Here is a 14123-nt window from a genome sequence, read left to right on the forward strand (position 1 = left end):
GTCAGCGGCCCGGGTAGACGACGGCTTTGAGCTGGCCGGGCTGTTTGCCGGCCTTGAGGGCTTCCTCGGATTCGGCGAGGGCGAACTTGCCGGTGACGAGGATGTCCAGGTCCACCTTTCCGTCGGCGATGAGCTGGATGGCCAGTGGCCAGGTGTTGGTGTAGCGGAAGACGCCGGAGAGCCAGATCTCCCGGTTTTGCAGGTAGGAGACGGGGAGTTCGACGTCGTCGGCGCCGAGCCCCACCAGGATCACTCGTCCGGCCGGGGCAACGGCCTTGATCCCGGACCGGACTGCCTGGGGTGCGCCGGAGGCGTCGATGAACGCGTCGACGTCGAGCCCTTCAACGCTGTCCGTCTTCGCGTTGAGCGCGTGTGTGGCGCCGTGTTCGAGCGCAAACGCCAACCGGTCCTCGGCGACGTCGCTGATGTAGATTTCGGTGGCGCCGAAAGCGCGGGCGGCCTGGGCAGCGATGATGCCGATGGGCCCGGCACCGGCGATCAGCACCCGGCTGCCGGGCTTGATCCCGGCCCGCTCGCAGGCCCAGAGGCCAACGGAGAGCGGTTCGATGAGGGCGGCGGCTTCGTCGCTGACGCTGTCCGGGATGTCGTAGGCGAAGTCACTCTGGATGGTCACATACTCGGCGAAGGCGCCGTCGATCGGGGGTGTTGCGTAGAACTCGATGTCCGGGCAGAGGTTGTAGCGTCCTGCCTTGCACTGCTTGCACTTGCGGCAGGGGCGCTGGGGTTCGACGGCGACGCGCTGGGCAACGCGGGCGGGGTCCACGGCGCTTCCGACGGCGGCGATCCGGCCCGAGAGTTCGTGGCCGAGGATGAGCGGATGGTCCACCACGTAGGGGCCGATCCGGCCGTGCTCGTAGTAGTGGACGTCGCTGCCGCAGACGCCGACGGCGGCCACCTGCACCAGGACCTGGTCGGCGTCGAGCTGCGGAAGGGGCAGGGTCTCCATGGCCATGTCGCCCTGGCTCTTGAGGATGTTGGCGCGCATGGTGGCTGGCAGGCCGGAGCCGGTGGCAGGTGACTGGGTGGTTGTTGTTGTCATCGAAGTAGTCCTTGAAAGAGTTTTGCGGGGAAACCGGCGGGTTATTTCACGGCGCCGAGGGAGAGACCCTGGACCAGCTTGTCCTGGGCCGCGAAGCCTGCGAACAGCACCGGCAGGGAGATCACGACGGCGGCGGCGCAGACCTGGGCGAGGAAGAGGCCCTGCCCGGAGACGAATCCGGTGAGGAACACCGGGGCGGTGCCTGCCACGACGCCGGTGAGGACCCGGGCAAGGAGCAGTTCGTTCCAGCTGAAGATGAAGCAGATCAGGGCGGTGGCGGCGATGCCGGGCATGGCCACTGGGGCGATGACCTTGCGCAGGATGAGCAAGAGGTTGGCGCCGTCGATCTGTGCCGCCTCCAGCATTTCCTCCGGAACTTCAGCAAGGAACGAGCGCATCATCCAGACCGCGATAGGCAGGTTCATGGAGGTGTACATCAGGATCAGGAACCAGATGTTGTCCAGGGCCCCCACGGTCCGGGCGAAGAGGTAGAGCGGCAGGATCGCAGCCACGACGGGCATCATTTTGGTGGAGAGGAAGAAGAACATCACGTCGGTCCACTTCTTCACCGGCCGGATGGAGAGCGCGTACGCGGCCGGGAAGGCCAGGAGCAGCACGAGGACCGTGGACAGGATCGAGGCAGTGGCGGAGTTGATCAGGGACGGCCAGGGGCTGACGCCGGAGGTTTCGCCGAAGAATTCCCGGTACGCGTCCAGGGTGAGGTTCGCGGCGATCGAGGGCGGGTTCGTGGCCGCGTCGGTTTCGGAGTGGAACGAGGTGAGGATCATCCACAGGACCGGGACTGCGAAGAGCAGTGCGAGCAGCCAGGCCGCGATGCCTGCGGCGGTGTTGTTGCGGGTGGGGTCCATGCGGGACTTGCCGCGCCGGGGGGTGCGGCCGGTGTTCAGGGCGGTGGGGCCGGGCGGTGTGCTCTGTGGTGCAGCGGGGGTGAGGGTGCTCATCGTGCTGCCTCCTTCTTGAAGAGTGAAAAGACGGTGCGGAGGGCGAAGGTCGCCACGATGATGGTGCCGATGACCACCACGACGCCGGCGGCGGATGCCAGACCGTATTCGTTGGCGAAGTAGAAGGTCTGGTAGATGGCGTAGGGCAGGTTTGCGGTGCCCAGTCCGCCGGCGGTGAGGGTGAAGACGGCATCGAAGTTCTGCACGATGTAGATCGCACCGAGCAGTCCGCCGAGTTCCAGGTACTGGCGCAGGTGCGGCAGCGTCAGGTGGCGGAAGATCGCCCACGGGGTGGCGCCGTCCATCTGGGCAGCTTCCACGGTGTCCATGGGGCGGGACTGCAGGCCGGCCAGCAGGATGAGCATCATAAACGGTGTCCACTGCCACACCAGGGAGAGGATCACGGCCATCATTGGTGCCTGCGAGAGCAGGTCCAGTTGCGGCGCCGCGGCGCTGCCGAACAGGGACCACACCCAAGTGAGGATGCCGTTGATCAGCCCGTAGGTGGGGTTGAGCAGGGCGTGCTTCCAGATCAGGGCCGCTGCCACGGGAACCACCAGGAACGGGGCGATCAGCAGGGTGCGTACAAGGCCGCGGCCGATGAACTTCTTGTCCAGCAGCAGGGCCAGGCCGAGTCCGATGAGCAGGCTGATCAGCACTACGGAGACGGTGAGGAGGATGGTGGTGAAGATTGCCAGGCGCAGGTCAGGGTCCGTGAGGACGGTGGCGTAGTTTTCCAGGCCGGCGAAGGCGGTCTTGTCCGGGCTGAGGCTGTTCCAGTTCATGAACGAGATGATCAGGGTCACCACGAACGGAAGCTGGGTGACCAGGATGAGGAAGACCAGGGCCGGGAGCAGCGGTGCACGCCGTGCCCAGGCCAGGGCGCGTTCGCGCGACTTGGCATCCCGTGAAGGTTTGGCTGCGTGGTGTCCCGGGCGGGAGATGCGCGCCGTTGCGGTAGTCATGATGTTCTCCTGCGGTTCGGTTAGGGCTGCTTGTACTTGTTGCCGACCTTTTGGGCGGCTTCCTGGCCTTTGGCCAGCGCGTCGGCCACGCTGCCTTGGCCGGCGATGGCGGAGCTGACGCCCTGGGAGGCGTTGGTGCCCAGGGCGGCGAATTCGGGGATGCCCACGAACTGGATGCCAACGGCGGGACGTTCCTGGGCGCCGGGGTTCTTCGGGTCGGCGTTCTCGATGGCGAAGCGTTCTGCCTCGAAGAACGGGGCGGCCTTCTGGAACTCGGCGTTTTCGTAGGTGGAGATCCGCTTGCCGGACGGGACCTTGGCCCAGCCAAGCTCGGAGGCGACGAGTTCCTCGTAGTCCCTGGAGCTTGCCCAGGCGATGAATTTCTCGGCAGCGTCCTGCTTCTTGGAGGCGGCCTGCATGGCCCAGGACCAGGTCCACAGCCAGCCGGACGACTTGGTTTCCTTCACCGGGGCCTGGGCATAGCCGATCTTGCCCTTGACCGGGGAGTCCTCGGCTTCCAGGGCGCCTGCGGCGGAGGTTGCGTCGTACCACATGGCCACTGTGCTCTGGCTCATGTTGTTAAGGCACTCGGTGAACCCGGCCTGCGCGGCTCCTGCTTCACCATGCTCGCGGACCAGTTTCGTGTAAAACTCAACTGCCTCGGTGAACTCCGGGGAGTTGACCTGGGCGTTCCAGTCCTTGTCGAACCAGGTCCCGCCGAAGGTGTTCACCACGGTGGTCAGCGGTGCGAAGACCTGGCCCCAGCCCGGCTGGCCGCGGAGGCAGATGCCCTTCATCCCAGGTTCCGCGCCGTCTACCTTCGCCGCGATGTCCGCGACCTCATCCCAGGTGGGCTTCGCCGGCATGGTCAGGCCCTTGGCCTCCAGGATGTCCTTGCGGTACATCAGGAATGAGGACTCGCCGTAGAACGGTTCGCCGTAAAGCTTGCCGTCCTCACCGGTGAGGGATGCGGTGTAGGCGGGCAGGATGTCGTCCTGGTCAAACTCCGGATCCTTGGCCACATCGTCCAGAGGGGCGAGCCAGCCGTTCGCGGAATAGAACGGGATTTCGTAGTTGGAGAGGGACGCGACGTCGTACTGGCCGGCCTGGCTGGAGAACTCCTGGCTGATCTTGGCCCGGACATCGTTCTCCGGCAGGATCGTGTAATTGACCCTGATCCCGGTTTCCTTGGTGAAGTTCTCTGCGGTGAGTCGTTGCAGGTCCTCCATCTGGGGGTTGTTCACCATCAGGACACTGATGCTGTTCGGGTCGCCGGCAGAATTGCCGCCGCCGGCACCTGCACAGGCCGAGGCACTCAGGGCGATGCAGAGGGCTCCGGCTGACAGGACGGCAGCGCGCGTTTTTGAGCGCATTAAGGACTCCTTTGTTCTTCAGGAAAGTGCAGAACCGGTGCACCTCAACTGCTGCGTTGATGTGTCCGGCGGGGCGGGGGCTGTGACCGGAGTTCCGGTGTACCTCGCTGATGTTCTTCAAGGTTAGGCGGGCGACATAGGTCACAACTAGCGCCCTGGTTGCCACTTTCTGATACTTATTTTCCAGTGCTGGTCCCTCTCGCAGGCGCTACTCTGGGGTAGGGCGGCTCGTGTGCTGTCCAGATTTCATAACCCTCCGACGTAGGGGAGCTACCATGACTGGCGCGGAAACTGCCGACCGAGCAACCGCCAGGCTGGCCGAGAGGCTGCTCGGGATACGGGCCAACCGGGAGGTCATCCCGCCGGACCCGAACCACTCGGTGCGGTGGGTTGAGCACAGCTACCCGAGCCCGGTGGCGCGGTGGAATTACCACCCCGAGTACGAGATCCACCTCATCCGCAAGGGCAACGGAAAATTCATCGTCGGGGATCACATCGGCACCTTCGAGGCCGGTCACGTCGCCCTGGTGGGGTCCGGGCTGCCGCACGACTGGGTCAGCGACCTGGAGCCTGGGGAGGTGCTGGAAAACCGGGACGCCGTGATCCAGTTCGACGGGAAATGGGTTGAGCAGACCGCCACCCTGGTCCCTGAGATGGCCGAGGTGAGGCCCCTGCTGGAGCAGTCGCAGCGCGGGATTGAGTTCCTGGGTCGCTCTGCCGAGACTGCGGCGGCAGCCATTGAGGCGATGGGGGCCACTACCGGGCTGGCACGGCTCCAGCATCTTTTTGCACTCTTCGGGATCCTGGTCCGGGCACCGCAGGAGGAACGGCGTTACCTTGCCGAGGAATGGTTCCGGCCGCAGCTGGACAGCCAGGCTGCCGCCGTCGTCGACATTGTCCTGGAGTACGTGTTCAGCAACCATGCCGGCAGCGTCAGTATGTCCGAGGCGGCCGCGCTGGTGGGTATGCCGGAGCCGACGTTCTCGAAATACTTCAAGCGCGCCACCGGCCAGAACTTCAGCGACCTGGTCCGCAAGCTGCGCCTGGCCCACGCGCGGCGCCTGCTGGAGCGCACCGATAAGGCCATTTCCGACATTTGCTACGAGGTGGGGTTCTCAAACCTGTCCAACTTCAACCGGCATTTTTTGAGCGACGCAGGGGAGACACCAAGGAATTACCGCCAGCGCCTCCGGGGCTGAGGGTGCGCTGGTCACAAACGACGGCGGGGGCAGGGCTCGCGCTACTGTCCTTCCTTGAGCTTCCGCCAGCCGCCGGCGCGGTTGTTGGCGATAATCGCACGGAACATCTCCACCAGGGCTTCCTCGTTGATGGACTCGCCCTCGTGGTACGAGATCATCCGGCCGGTCTTGTTGCCGTGGCCCGCCGTGATGATGTTGTGCGGGTCCGGGGTGATGCCCCCGTCGTAGAGGAAAACGTTCACGTGGTCCTTTGCCGCAAGCAGCGCGCAGACGTTGCCCTGCAGGACGAAGTACGGCTGGACGGTGCGCTTGATGGTTTCCTCGACGGCGGGATCGGCGGCGCGCACCAGGTCGCGCACCTTCCGGCAGATGTCCTGCTGCCATGGTGGGAGGGGGTCGATGTACTGGTCGACGCGGGGGTCCTTCCCGTAGCTCATCGGTGAACTCCTTCGAGGGCTGTTGCCGGCTGTCATGGGCTCCTAGGGTGGAGCCATGGCTGATACTTTTGCGTCCCTGGTTGAAACTTTCAAGAACGTAGGCGTTTCCAAGGCCTATGGTTCCCCGGTCCAGCTGGGAGGGGAAGAGGTCATTCCGGTGGCGCTGGTCTCCTTCGGGTTCGGCGGCGGCGGCGAGGCCGGGCAGGAGGGCGCCTCCGGCGGTGGGGGAGGCGGCATGGTGCTGCCGCTCGGCGTCTACCGGTCCGTGGACGGGCAGGTGGCGTTCCGCCCCAACACCGTCGTGGCGCTGGTCTGCCTGGTCCCGGTGATCTCGGCAGTCGGCGCCGCCGTCCGCAAGGCTATCCGCGCCGCAAAGTCCTAGAGCACCAGGGAGGCCGACGGCGGAAGGTGCCTCCCGCCGTCGGCCGCCATTGCCGTGATTGGCGCCGGACCATCCCGTTCCGGATTACGTGGTGACGGAGATGGTCCGGCTGCGGCTGGCCGAGATCCGGAAGTAGCCGCTAGAGCTGCGCCGGGTTCAGGGGCAGGGGAGTGATCGGCTGGTCGTTCGCCGCCAGGTCGATGCCCAGGTCCTTCGCGAACACCAGGCGGGTCTCCTTGTAGATCCCGGCGTGGTTTTCATCGAGCTCGAAGACGCGCGCACCGCGGAGCCTGTTCCGGTCGGCGCCCGGCAGCCCGTAGGCACCGAAGCCGGTACCGGGTGCGTAGCCGAGTTCCACGCCGTAGTAGTTGCCCACGTAGGTGTTGACGTGGTCGTGGCCCACGAAGTAGCCGCGGACGTCGCCGCGCTCCAGGAAGGCGTTGAACAGGCCGGAGTTGAAGGGGCCAGGACACTCGTCCTCGTTCCGTTCGCCAGCGATGCTGTGCTTTTTTATCGCGCGCTGGTGGTCCGCGTCCGTCCGTGAATCGATGCTCGCGAACCACATGCTGCGGTGCTCGTGCAGGGCGATGTGGCCCCACATCAGGGACGGGACCTTCTTGCCGTACTTCTGCTCGGTGGCGATGGAGAGGTTCCGGTACCAGGTGACCTGGTCCATGCGTACCCAGTCCCAGTCCGGGTAGCCTTCGAAGTCCTGGCCGTTGATGCTGTCCGGGGCGTAGCGGCCGGTGTCGATCAGCCAGAGGCCGAATGCCGGGTCCTTGGACTTGGAGGACTGGACCAGCAGCAGCGAATTGGAGGTTCCGGTGACGCCGTCGGTGGTGTCGCCGTTGACGTTGAACTCGTAGCTCTGCAGGAACTGCAGCATCTTGGCTTCGGTCATCCCGGTCCGTGCCACCGAGTCCTCATCGTGGTTGCCGAAGGTGACGGCCCACGGGATCTTGCGGCTTTCCATCGGCCGGACCACGTGGTTCAGTGCCTGCTTGACCTGCAGTTCGGTATCGCAGCCGCCGTTGATGACGTCTCCGTTGATCACCACAAAGTCCGGCTTTTCCTCGTCCAGGGTCCGGTCCATGAGTTCGATGGTGCGCCGGTCCGTCTGCTCATCGTCCTGGGTGTCGTTGAACTGGACTACCTTGAACCGGCCGTCCGGGCGGAACGCGAGGGTTGGCTTGGGCGCCTTCGCCCCTGGAGCTGCGTTGGCGCTGGTTCCCGCGGCCACTGCGGCTCCCAGCGCGCCGAGGGTTCCGGCCGCCGCTAAAGCGGTGCGCCTGCTGAAGCTGGGCTGGTTGATTTTGATGGTCATGGCTGCCTTCCTGCATTTTTCGCGGCCACGCGTCCGGCCGCCGTCCCTGCGACAGTAGGAAGGCCTGGCATCCGGTTTCCTAACGCGTGGTGAACAGCGGATGCGGCGCCGGTGTGGACGGGGAGCGATGCGGCCCTGAGGGTCGATAGTAAGTATGCTTACCTTGATGACCGCCGCATTCGCCGGCGTTGCCGAGGCTTTCGTCAGGAAACAATCTTGCACGTGAGAGGAAGAACCATGACCGCCGGACCTGAAGGCCCGCTCGCCGATCCTGGTGCCGGGGGCAGAACCGGCAGCCCGCTCGGCCGCCTGGCGGAAGACCCGGCAAAGGTGATGCGGATTGGAACGAGCATTCTCCGGCTCCTGGATGAAGTACACAACGCACCTCTCGACGACGCCCGGGCCCGGCTCGCCCACGTCCACCAGCGCTCGGTGGAGGAACTCCAGGACGGCCTCGCGCCGGGCCCGGCGGAGGAACTGCGGCGGTTGTGGCAGCCGCTGACCAGCGCATCTTCGGCGTCGGAGGAAGAACTGCGGATCGGCCAGGCGCAACTCTCCGGGTGGATCGGGGGACTGGTGCAGGACATCCAGTCGACCATTGAGGCGAAACAGGCAGCAACACGGCAGCTGCTGGAACCCGTGCAGCCTCCCCTCCCTGATCCGCCCGGCAGCATGCCAACAGTGGTGCTGGACAGCGGCCCGCTGGGGCAAAGCGGCGGACGGGAACAAAACCCGGCCGACGACGTCGAGCTTCCGGGCCAGTACCTCTGAAGCCGTGGCTTTCGGGCACGGACGCCTCCCCTAAACTGCGCGTCCATCGCGCGGTGGCCTGTTCCCTCATGAGGTGTGTGTGAGACCATCCGGTATGGGTGATAACAACCAAGTAGACAACGACGTCGTGCCCGCAGGGGCTAAACACCTTTCGGGGGAGCGGGAGCACCGTCATCCCACCGCTGAACAGGCCCGCTCCATCGGCCACCGCCGGCGGGACGCGGAGGCCAAACTGGAGCAGCATTTGCGGGAAGCCCGCGATAAGTCCTAAGAGGAAACCGGCGGGCCGCGCAAGTAGACGCGCGCCTGCAGGCCAGGGCTCGAGCTCTTCCAGCGTGTCCGCAAGAAACACCCCCCCGTTCGCCGTGCGCACGCATCGTGAAGAGCACCAAAACCCTATTTCCGTTGCCACCGAACAGTTCCATAATGGGCACATACGCTTCGGGGACCCTCGCGCCGATGATGGCTGGCGGGGCGCTTCAGAGTCCCAGGTGGCAGCCCGGCATAAGGCGGAAAGGGCGGCCACGCGCCCCGGACAGTGTTGTTCCGGGACCGCCCCAAGGGGAGAGCATCGCCATCAACGCGAAAGTACATGCACAAAGGAACCATCATGCTCAAGGACTCAGCACTTATGGCTGTCCTTCCCGCGAAGGACATCAGCAGGGCAAAGGAGTTTTATCGGGACAAGCTGGGATTGGAATCTTCCGAGTCCATGGAGGAGGACAGCCTGCTGTACCGCTGCGGCAACGGAACCGCCTTCTTGGTTTACCAAACAGATAATGCGGGGTCGGCCAAGAACACCCAGATGGGCTGGGAAACGAACAACCTCGAAAGCGAAATGGAAGAACTTCGGGGCCGAGGCGTCACGTTCGAAGAGTACGACATGCCAGGCCTGAAGACGGAAAACGGGGTTGCCACCAGTGATTGGGGCAAGGCCGCCTGGTTCCTCGACAGCGAAGGCAACATCCTCAACCTCACCCAGCGCACGTAGCCGCAGTCCGAGGGGCAGGGCGGCGGGCACCACAGGACACTGAAGTGGGGCGTTTAAGGAGAACTTACGACGCCGGCGCTCGCCGCCGTCCCTTGGCCCGCCCTTGTGCGGGCTACTGATTCAGGGTGTAGCCAGTCGCATCAAGAATGGATCAAGACGACATCAATGTTGTCCCAGCTTTACCGCAGTTTCACGGTTCACCCTCAATCCCGGAAATAGGCTTCAACTATAACCAATGCGGCTTAGCAAAAGGCCCGGCTTATTTGCCGGGCCATTTTTATTGGGGGAAAGATTGTCGGACTACGAGGCCCTTTTGGGATCAGCACCGTCTCCGGGGTCCGGGCAAAAAGCGAAGCCACCGCGCAAGCCGGGGGCAGTGGCACTTGCCGCCGCTTTTGCACTCTTTATCGCCGGCGCCGGCGCCGTCGCCTTGCCGCAGGTATTTGCTGCTGACCTTGAGATTGCTTCGTCGGACAGCACAGCTGCGGCCGCGCCTGCCAAGGCGAGCGTAACTGCGGAAGCGGCGCCGGCGCCGTCGTCGGCTCCAACTGCACAGGAGACGGGCGCCCCGCTGGATCCCGGGGCCACCGCCGTCGTGGCCCAAGGCGCCACACTGGCACCTCCGAAGACGCAGCCTGCCTTCGCCACCAAGGCGATCGACCTGCTGGCCACCCTCCCCATCAAGGGCCGGGCGCCCAAGACGGGGTATGACCGCGGGCTGTTCGGGCAGGCGTGGGCGGACGTTGACCGCAACGGCTGCGACACCCGGAACGACATGCTGAAGCGCGACCTCACCGTGATCACCTACACAAACAGCGTCCCCTGCAAGGTGCAGTCCGGCATGCTCGCCGACCCGTACACCGGCGCCAGCATCAGCTTCCTGCGGGGGAGTGGGACCAGCAGCAAGGTCCAGATCGACCATGTTGTGGCGTTGAGCGATGCCTGGCAGAAGGGTGCGCAGCAGCTGACCACGGAGCAACGGACGGCTTTCGCCAATGATCCGCTGAACCTTCAGGCGACGGACGGACCCACCAACATAAAAAAGGGCGACGGCGACGCCGCCACCTGGTTGCCGCCGAACAAGGGGTTCCGGTGCGAGTATGTCGCCCGGCAGGTTTCGGTGAAGGCGACGTATAGCCTGTGGATCACGCAGGCGGAACACGTCGCGATGGCCAGCATCCTTGCCAATTGCTCCGGCCAGCCGGCACCGACGAACCAGCAGGCACCAGCTTCTGCGCCTGCTGCCGAGCCGGCACCGCCAGTGGCGGCACCTGCTCCTGCTCCGGCTGCCGCAGCACCGGCACCGGTTCCAGTGCCTCCCGCCCCGGTTGCCCCGGCCCCGGTTGTCCCAGTCCCGGCCGCCCCCGCAGCCGCCTACTACGCGAACTGCGCAGCGGCCAGGGCTGCAGGTGCCGCGCCGCTTTTCGCCGGGCAGGCTGGCTACCGCTCGGGGATGGACCGCGATTCCGACGGCGTGGCCTGCGAGTAGCACCCAAAGTCTTGGGGCTTCCACGCCCCATCTGCATCACCATCACAACCATTTCCTAGGGGGAAAATTGACACATAATCCATATGCTCCTGCGCCCCAGCAGCGTCGCTGGAAGCCCACCGTACTTTTTTGGATCGTGGCCGCAGTGCTGCTGCTACTGCTGATTCCATTTGCTGTGGCCGGAGGAGTGGGGATGGTGCTGTTTATCCTTGGCCTGGTCGCCTTGCTCACAGGGCTCTATGTGCTGCTGTTCAAGCGCCGCTCGTGGGTTGGGCTGCCGCACCGTAAATCCGGCGGTCTGGTCGCTGTTTCCGGATTCGTTGCTCTGATTCTGGGCGCGGGGGTCGTTGGTGCTACCGCCGCGCCCCGGGCGGATACAGACAAGGCAGCTCTTGTGAGCCCTGCTTCTCAGTCGGCAACGGCCACGCCAACTCCCACCCCGACGGCGACGAACCCCGCAAACTCGACCTGCGCCACTGCTGCTGCAACGCAGAAGTACAACAGCCAGACCTTCATCTGCACCCGGGGAACCGATCAGCGGTTGGTCTGGATGAACGAGGCTGACTCAAAGCGAGTTGTCGCCGAGAAGGCTGCTGCAGACAAGGCGGCGGCCGAGAAGGTCGCGGCTGAAAAGGCTGTGGCTAAAAAGGCTGCGGCTGAAAAGGCTGCGGCTGAAAAGGCAGCTGCGGCTGCAAAGGCTGCGAAGGCAGCGGCCGACAAGGTGGCTGCAGACAAGGCCGCCGCCGCTCAGCTGGCCGCAGAACAGGCTGCAGCCCGGCAAGCGGCCGAAGCAGCAGCTGCGCAGGCTGCAAAGCCTGCACCGGTGCCGGTTCCCGCCCCAGCTCCCGCTCCGGCCCCAGCCGTGCCAGCACCGGCAGCGGCCTACTACCCCAACTGCGCTGCAGCGCGGGCAGCAGGAGCAGCGCCGGTGTATGCCGGCACGCCAGGCTATGGAACGCACCTCGACAGGGACCGCGACGGCATTGGGTGTGACAAGTAGGGTCCACTACCCAACTCGCATCGTCGAATAAGTGACCCGGTGAACAGGATGCCGTGGATACCCCTTCGCAGGGTGTCCACGGCATTTCCGTTTCTTCTTCTTGGCGTACAGCCGGTTAATGCTCGGACATTTCCCGCATCAGTCCGAGCTGTGACAGGAACTCCACTTGGTCGAAGTAGAAGCGGTGAGAGGTGATCTCGCCACCCTCAACGGTCGCGATGTCGCAGCTTCTGATCCTGAGTTGTTTGCCGGTTGCTGGCATGGTTCCGCCTGTGGGCATGCGCAGCGGGCCTGTGTTGGTTCCGACGACGAAGCCCTCATCCACCGCCACGCTTCCTGCCTCATGCCTTGCCGCGTGCTCGTACCGGACATCTGGCATGGATTCCCAGAAGTCAAAGAGGTAGCTGGTGATGGCGTCACGCCCGCGGAGCTCCCCCTTGTCAGGGGTGTACCCGACAGCCTCGGTGGCGTAGCAACGTGCCAGTGTTTCTTTGTCTTTTTCATTCATGGCCGTGGTCAGGCGATCCATGACTTCCCGTGCCTGTCCCATTGTTGACCTCCAATTTTGGGCGGCCTCACGGAAGCGGGGGCCGCTTCGGGGATTGGCTTCCGCTGCTGTGGGAGCCAAATTAATTGCACATCCCTCCATCACCACTGTCAACGAGCCGTGCTACGCCTTCAGAACGGCAGCGCAACCAGCGCTATCAGAGCCAGCACCGTGGCGCCGAAAGCCACCACCCGGCAAGGACTCCCAGGAAAAATACGACGACGGCACCACCGGTCGCGATCATCTCACCGGGGTCCCCGGGTGCTTAAGGAATCCCCACTTTGGGGGATTGCGGGCTTGCCCATCGGGCGGATACTGGACCTATGTGGGAGGAGTGCGCGGAGCGTGCCTGGCGGGACATCGCCGCCGTGGCCGCCAACGGTGTGAGCCTGGCCGACCGCTGGGGCTGAGTTGTGAAGATCCTGCTGCTTACCGCGGGGACACGCGGCGACGTCGAGCCCTTTCTGGCATTGGCACGGGCCGGCAAGGCAAGGGGCCACCAGATCCGGATCGCCATTCCGGAAAACTCCGGGGCAGACACGGCAAACCTGGATACGGTCAGCCTGCGCATGGATTTCGCGCATCTCATCGGCGACCAGGGGGTGTCTCCGCGGGCCGCGGCCAGAACATTCCGTGCCGTGATCCGGCCTGCCATGGGACGGATGCTGCTCGCCGCTGTGGAGCACACTGTTGCCTTCTCGCCGGATGTTGTGGTGTATCACCCGAAGGTTCTTAGTGCGCCGATCGCTGCAGAGAGCCTTGGAGTTCCGGCCGTTATCGTCGAGACCGTTCCACTCACCCCCACACGGGAGTTCGCTGCGCCGTTTACGAGTATTGCAAGCCTGGGTCCGCTGAACCGTGCCACCTACAGTGCGGCTAACGCGGGTCCGATGATGTTCAGGAATAAGCTGAAGACTGCGCTGAAGATACTGCCTGCCGGCCCCAAACGGAGGGCAGGTACACGGTTCGCGATGGTCCCCGTAAGTCCGCAGCTGTTGCCCCGGCCATCGGATTGGCCCGAAACAACCCACCTCACGGGCCATTGGGTCGCCAAGCCCTTGGCAGCGCACGGGGACGGCGAGCTGGAGGACTTCATGAACTCCGGGGACTTTGTGTATGCGGGGTTCGGTTCCATGAAGGCCGGCGACGCCAGGGAACGGGGGGCGACGGTTACCGAGGCAGCGCGCAGGAGCGGACTGAATATCCTGGTGGCAGGGGGTTGGGGAGGGATGGACGTTCGCGAGGTAACCGGGGCAGCCGATGTGCTGGTCAGGGACTCCGTGCCCCACCACCTTGTCCTGCCGCGGGCTGCGGCCGCCATTCACCACGGCGGCGCGGGGACGGTCCACGCCGTCGCGCGGGCGGGAATTCCATCGGTGGTGGTGCCTTTCATTGCTGATCAGCCGTTTTGGGGGAATCTTCTGCACCGCCAAGGCCTGGCACCGAAGCCCATCCCGTACCGGAGGCTCACCAAGGACAGGCTGACCGCTGCCCTCGCCGCGTCAGCGGGATGCCGGGACAGGGCAGTCCAAGTTGGAGAGCGCTTGCGGAAAGAGGACGGGACCGCCGTCGCGCTTAGTGTTTTGGAGGACCTGGCAGGCCCATGAGCGCGCGGCGGTGGGC

Annotated in this window: 15 protein-coding genes; 8 read left to right on the top strand and 7 right to left on the bottom strand. The window is 64.8% G+C overall.

All coding sequences use genetic code 11. The annotated features are described in order from the left end of the window. Nucleotide 1 precedes the first annotated feature (1 nt). From CXQ88_RS14000 to CXQ88_RS14015, 4 genes are read right to left on the bottom strand one after another with little or no spacing between them, the layout of a single operon-like run. A complete protein-coding gene (locus CXQ88_RS14000) occupies nucleotides 2–1060 on the bottom strand; it encodes an NAD(P)-dependent alcohol dehydrogenase (RefSeq protein ID WP_104044767.1) in 1059 nt (352 codons plus the stop codon). A 41-nt stretch (nucleotides 1061–1101) separates the two neighbouring features. Beyond that, nucleotides 1102–2022 carry a carbohydrate ABC transporter permease gene (locus CXQ88_RS14005; protein WP_104044768.1) on the bottom strand — a complete coding sequence of 307 codons (921 nt, stop codon included), beginning with the start codon at nucleotides 2020–2022 and terminating at the stop codon, nucleotides 1102–1104. Then, entirely contained in the window at nucleotides 2019–2987 is a 969-nt protein-coding gene (locus CXQ88_RS14010) for a carbohydrate ABC transporter permease (RefSeq protein WP_104044769.1), read from the bottom strand. The genes CXQ88_RS14005 and CXQ88_RS14010 overlap by 4 nt, the downstream gene beginning before the upstream one ends. Nucleotides 2988–3007: 20 nt before the next feature. Next, nucleotides 3008–4360: an ABC transporter substrate-binding protein gene (locus CXQ88_RS14015; protein ID WP_104044770.1), complete on the bottom strand. Its 1353-nt coding sequence runs from the start codon at nucleotides 4358–4360 to the stop codon at nucleotides 3008–3010. A gap of 275 nt (nucleotides 4361–4635) precedes the next feature. Here CXQ88_RS14015 and CXQ88_RS14020 point away from each other — a divergent pair, with 275 nt between their 5' ends. Next, nucleotides 4636–5559 carry an AraC family transcriptional regulator gene (locus CXQ88_RS14020; protein WP_104044771.1) on the top strand — a complete coding sequence of 308 codons (924 nt, stop codon included), beginning with the start codon at nucleotides 4636–4638 and terminating at the stop codon, nucleotides 5557–5559. 41 nt (nucleotides 5560–5600) lie between these two features. Here the strand turns inward: CXQ88_RS14020 and CXQ88_RS14025 are convergent, their stop codons facing one another. Next, entirely contained in the window at nucleotides 5601–5996 is a 396-nt protein-coding gene (locus CXQ88_RS14025; RefSeq protein WP_104044772.1) for a DUF1801 domain-containing protein, read from the bottom strand. Nucleotides 5997–6051: 55 nt separating this feature from the next. Here CXQ88_RS14025 and CXQ88_RS14030 point away from each other — a divergent pair, with 55 nt between their 5' ends. Continuing rightward, the gene (locus tag CXQ88_RS14030) at nucleotides 6052–6378 is read left to right on the top strand and encodes a hypothetical protein (protein WP_104044773.1); all 327 of its coding nucleotides are present in this window, start codon (nucleotides 6052–6054) and stop codon (nucleotides 6376–6378) included. Nucleotides 6379–6517: 139 nt separating this feature from the next. Here CXQ88_RS14030 and CXQ88_RS14035 read toward each other — a convergent pair whose 3' ends face one another. Then, complete coding sequence (locus CXQ88_RS14035; protein WP_104044774.1) at nucleotides 6518–7702, bottom strand: metallophosphoesterase family protein; 1185 nt, start codon at nucleotides 7700–7702, stop codon at nucleotides 6518–6520. A gap of 237 nt (nucleotides 7703–7939) precedes the next feature. Here CXQ88_RS14035 and CXQ88_RS14040 point away from each other — a divergent pair, with 237 nt between their 5' ends. The 5 genes from CXQ88_RS14040 to CXQ88_RS22140 all read left to right on the top strand — a co-directional run bounded on the left by CXQ88_RS14040 (nucleotide 7940) and on the right by CXQ88_RS22140 (nucleotide 11953). Beyond that, nucleotides 7940–8473, top strand: coding sequence for a proteasome activator (locus CXQ88_RS14040; protein WP_104044775.1), 534 nt, complete (start codon nucleotides 7940–7942; stop codon nucleotides 8471–8473). Between the two features lie 94 nt (nucleotides 8474–8567). After that, nucleotides 8568–8744: a hypothetical protein gene (locus CXQ88_RS21835; protein WP_181037521.1), complete on the top strand. Its 177-nt coding sequence runs from the start codon at nucleotides 8568–8570 to the stop codon at nucleotides 8742–8744. Between the two features lie 339 nt (nucleotides 8745–9083). Continuing rightward, a complete protein-coding gene (locus CXQ88_RS14045) occupies nucleotides 9084–9464 on the top strand; it encodes a VOC family protein (protein ID WP_104044776.1) in 381 nt (126 codons plus the stop codon). Between the two features lie 376 nt (nucleotides 9465–9840). Beyond that, nucleotides 9841–10953: a GmrSD restriction endonuclease domain-containing protein gene (locus CXQ88_RS14050; protein ID WP_258061872.1), complete on the top strand. Its 1113-nt coding sequence runs from the start codon at nucleotides 9841–9843 to the stop codon at nucleotides 10951–10953. Nucleotides 10954–11020: 67 nt separating this feature from the next. Further along, nucleotides 11021–11953, top strand: coding sequence for an excalibur calcium-binding domain-containing protein (locus CXQ88_RS22140; protein WP_258061874.1), 933 nt, complete (start codon nucleotides 11021–11023; stop codon nucleotides 11951–11953). Nucleotides 11954–12068: 115 nt separating this feature from the next. Here CXQ88_RS22140 and CXQ88_RS14060 read toward each other — a convergent pair whose 3' ends face one another. Continuing rightward, a complete protein-coding gene (locus CXQ88_RS14060; RefSeq protein ID WP_104044778.1) occupies nucleotides 12069–12503 on the bottom strand; it encodes an ester cyclase in 435 nt (144 codons plus the stop codon). A 410-nt stretch (nucleotides 12504–12913) separates the two neighbouring features. Between CXQ88_RS14060 and CXQ88_RS14065 the strand changes: the two genes are divergently transcribed. Then, on the top strand, nucleotides 12914–14107 hold the full coding sequence (locus CXQ88_RS14065; RefSeq protein ID WP_258061875.1) for a glycosyltransferase: 1194 nt from the start codon (nucleotides 12914–12916) through the stop codon (nucleotides 14105–14107). Nucleotides 14108–14123: the final 16 nt, after the last annotated feature.

The sequence above is a fragment of the Arthrobacter sp. ZGTC412 genome (assembly GCF_002929215.1).
In the GTDB taxonomy this organism is placed as follows: Bacteria; Actinomycetota; Actinomycetes; order Actinomycetales; family Micrococcaceae; genus Arthrobacter.

Excerpts from the sequence above, each read along its gene's own strand:
- CXQ88_RS14000 (WP_104044767.1), bottom strand. The coding sequence starts at position 1,060 with ATGACAACAACAACCACCCAGTCACCTGCCACCGGCTCCGGCCTGCCA.
- CXQ88_RS14005 (WP_104044768.1), bottom strand. The coding sequence starts at position 2,022 with ATGAGCACCCTCACCCCCGCTGCACCACAGAGCACACCGCCCGGCCCC.
- CXQ88_RS14010 (WP_104044769.1), bottom strand. The coding sequence starts at position 2,987 with ATGACTACCGCAACGGCGCGCATCTCCCGCCCGGGACACCACGCAGCC.
- CXQ88_RS14015 (WP_104044770.1), bottom strand. The coding sequence starts at position 4,360 with ATGCGCTCAAAAACGCGCGCTGCCGTCCTGTCAGCCGGAGCCCTCTGC.
- CXQ88_RS14020 (WP_104044771.1), top strand. The coding sequence starts at position 4,636 with ATGACTGGCGCGGAAACTGCCGACCGAGCAACCGCCAGGCTGGCCGAG.
- CXQ88_RS14025 (WP_104044772.1), bottom strand. The coding sequence starts at position 5,996 with ATGAGCTACGGGAAGGACCCCCGCGTCGACCAGTACATCGACCCCCTC.
- CXQ88_RS14030 (WP_104044773.1), top strand. The coding sequence starts at position 6,052 with ATGGCTGATACTTTTGCGTCCCTGGTTGAAACTTTCAAGAACGTAGGC.
- CXQ88_RS14035 (WP_104044774.1), bottom strand. The coding sequence starts at position 7,702 with ATGACCATCAAAATCAACCAGCCCAGCTTCAGCAGGCGCACCGCTTTA.
- CXQ88_RS14040 (WP_104044775.1), top strand. The coding sequence starts at position 7,940 with ATGACCGCCGGACCTGAAGGCCCGCTCGCCGATCCTGGTGCCGGGGGC.
- CXQ88_RS21835 (WP_181037521.1), top strand. The coding sequence starts at position 8,568 with ATGGGTGATAACAACCAAGTAGACAACGACGTCGTGCCCGCAGGGGCT.
- CXQ88_RS14045 (WP_104044776.1), top strand. The coding sequence starts at position 9,084 with ATGCTCAAGGACTCAGCACTTATGGCTGTCCTTCCCGCGAAGGACATC.
- CXQ88_RS14060 (WP_104044778.1), bottom strand. The coding sequence starts at position 12,503 with ATGGGACAGGCACGGGAAGTCATGGATCGCCTGACCACGGCCATGAAT.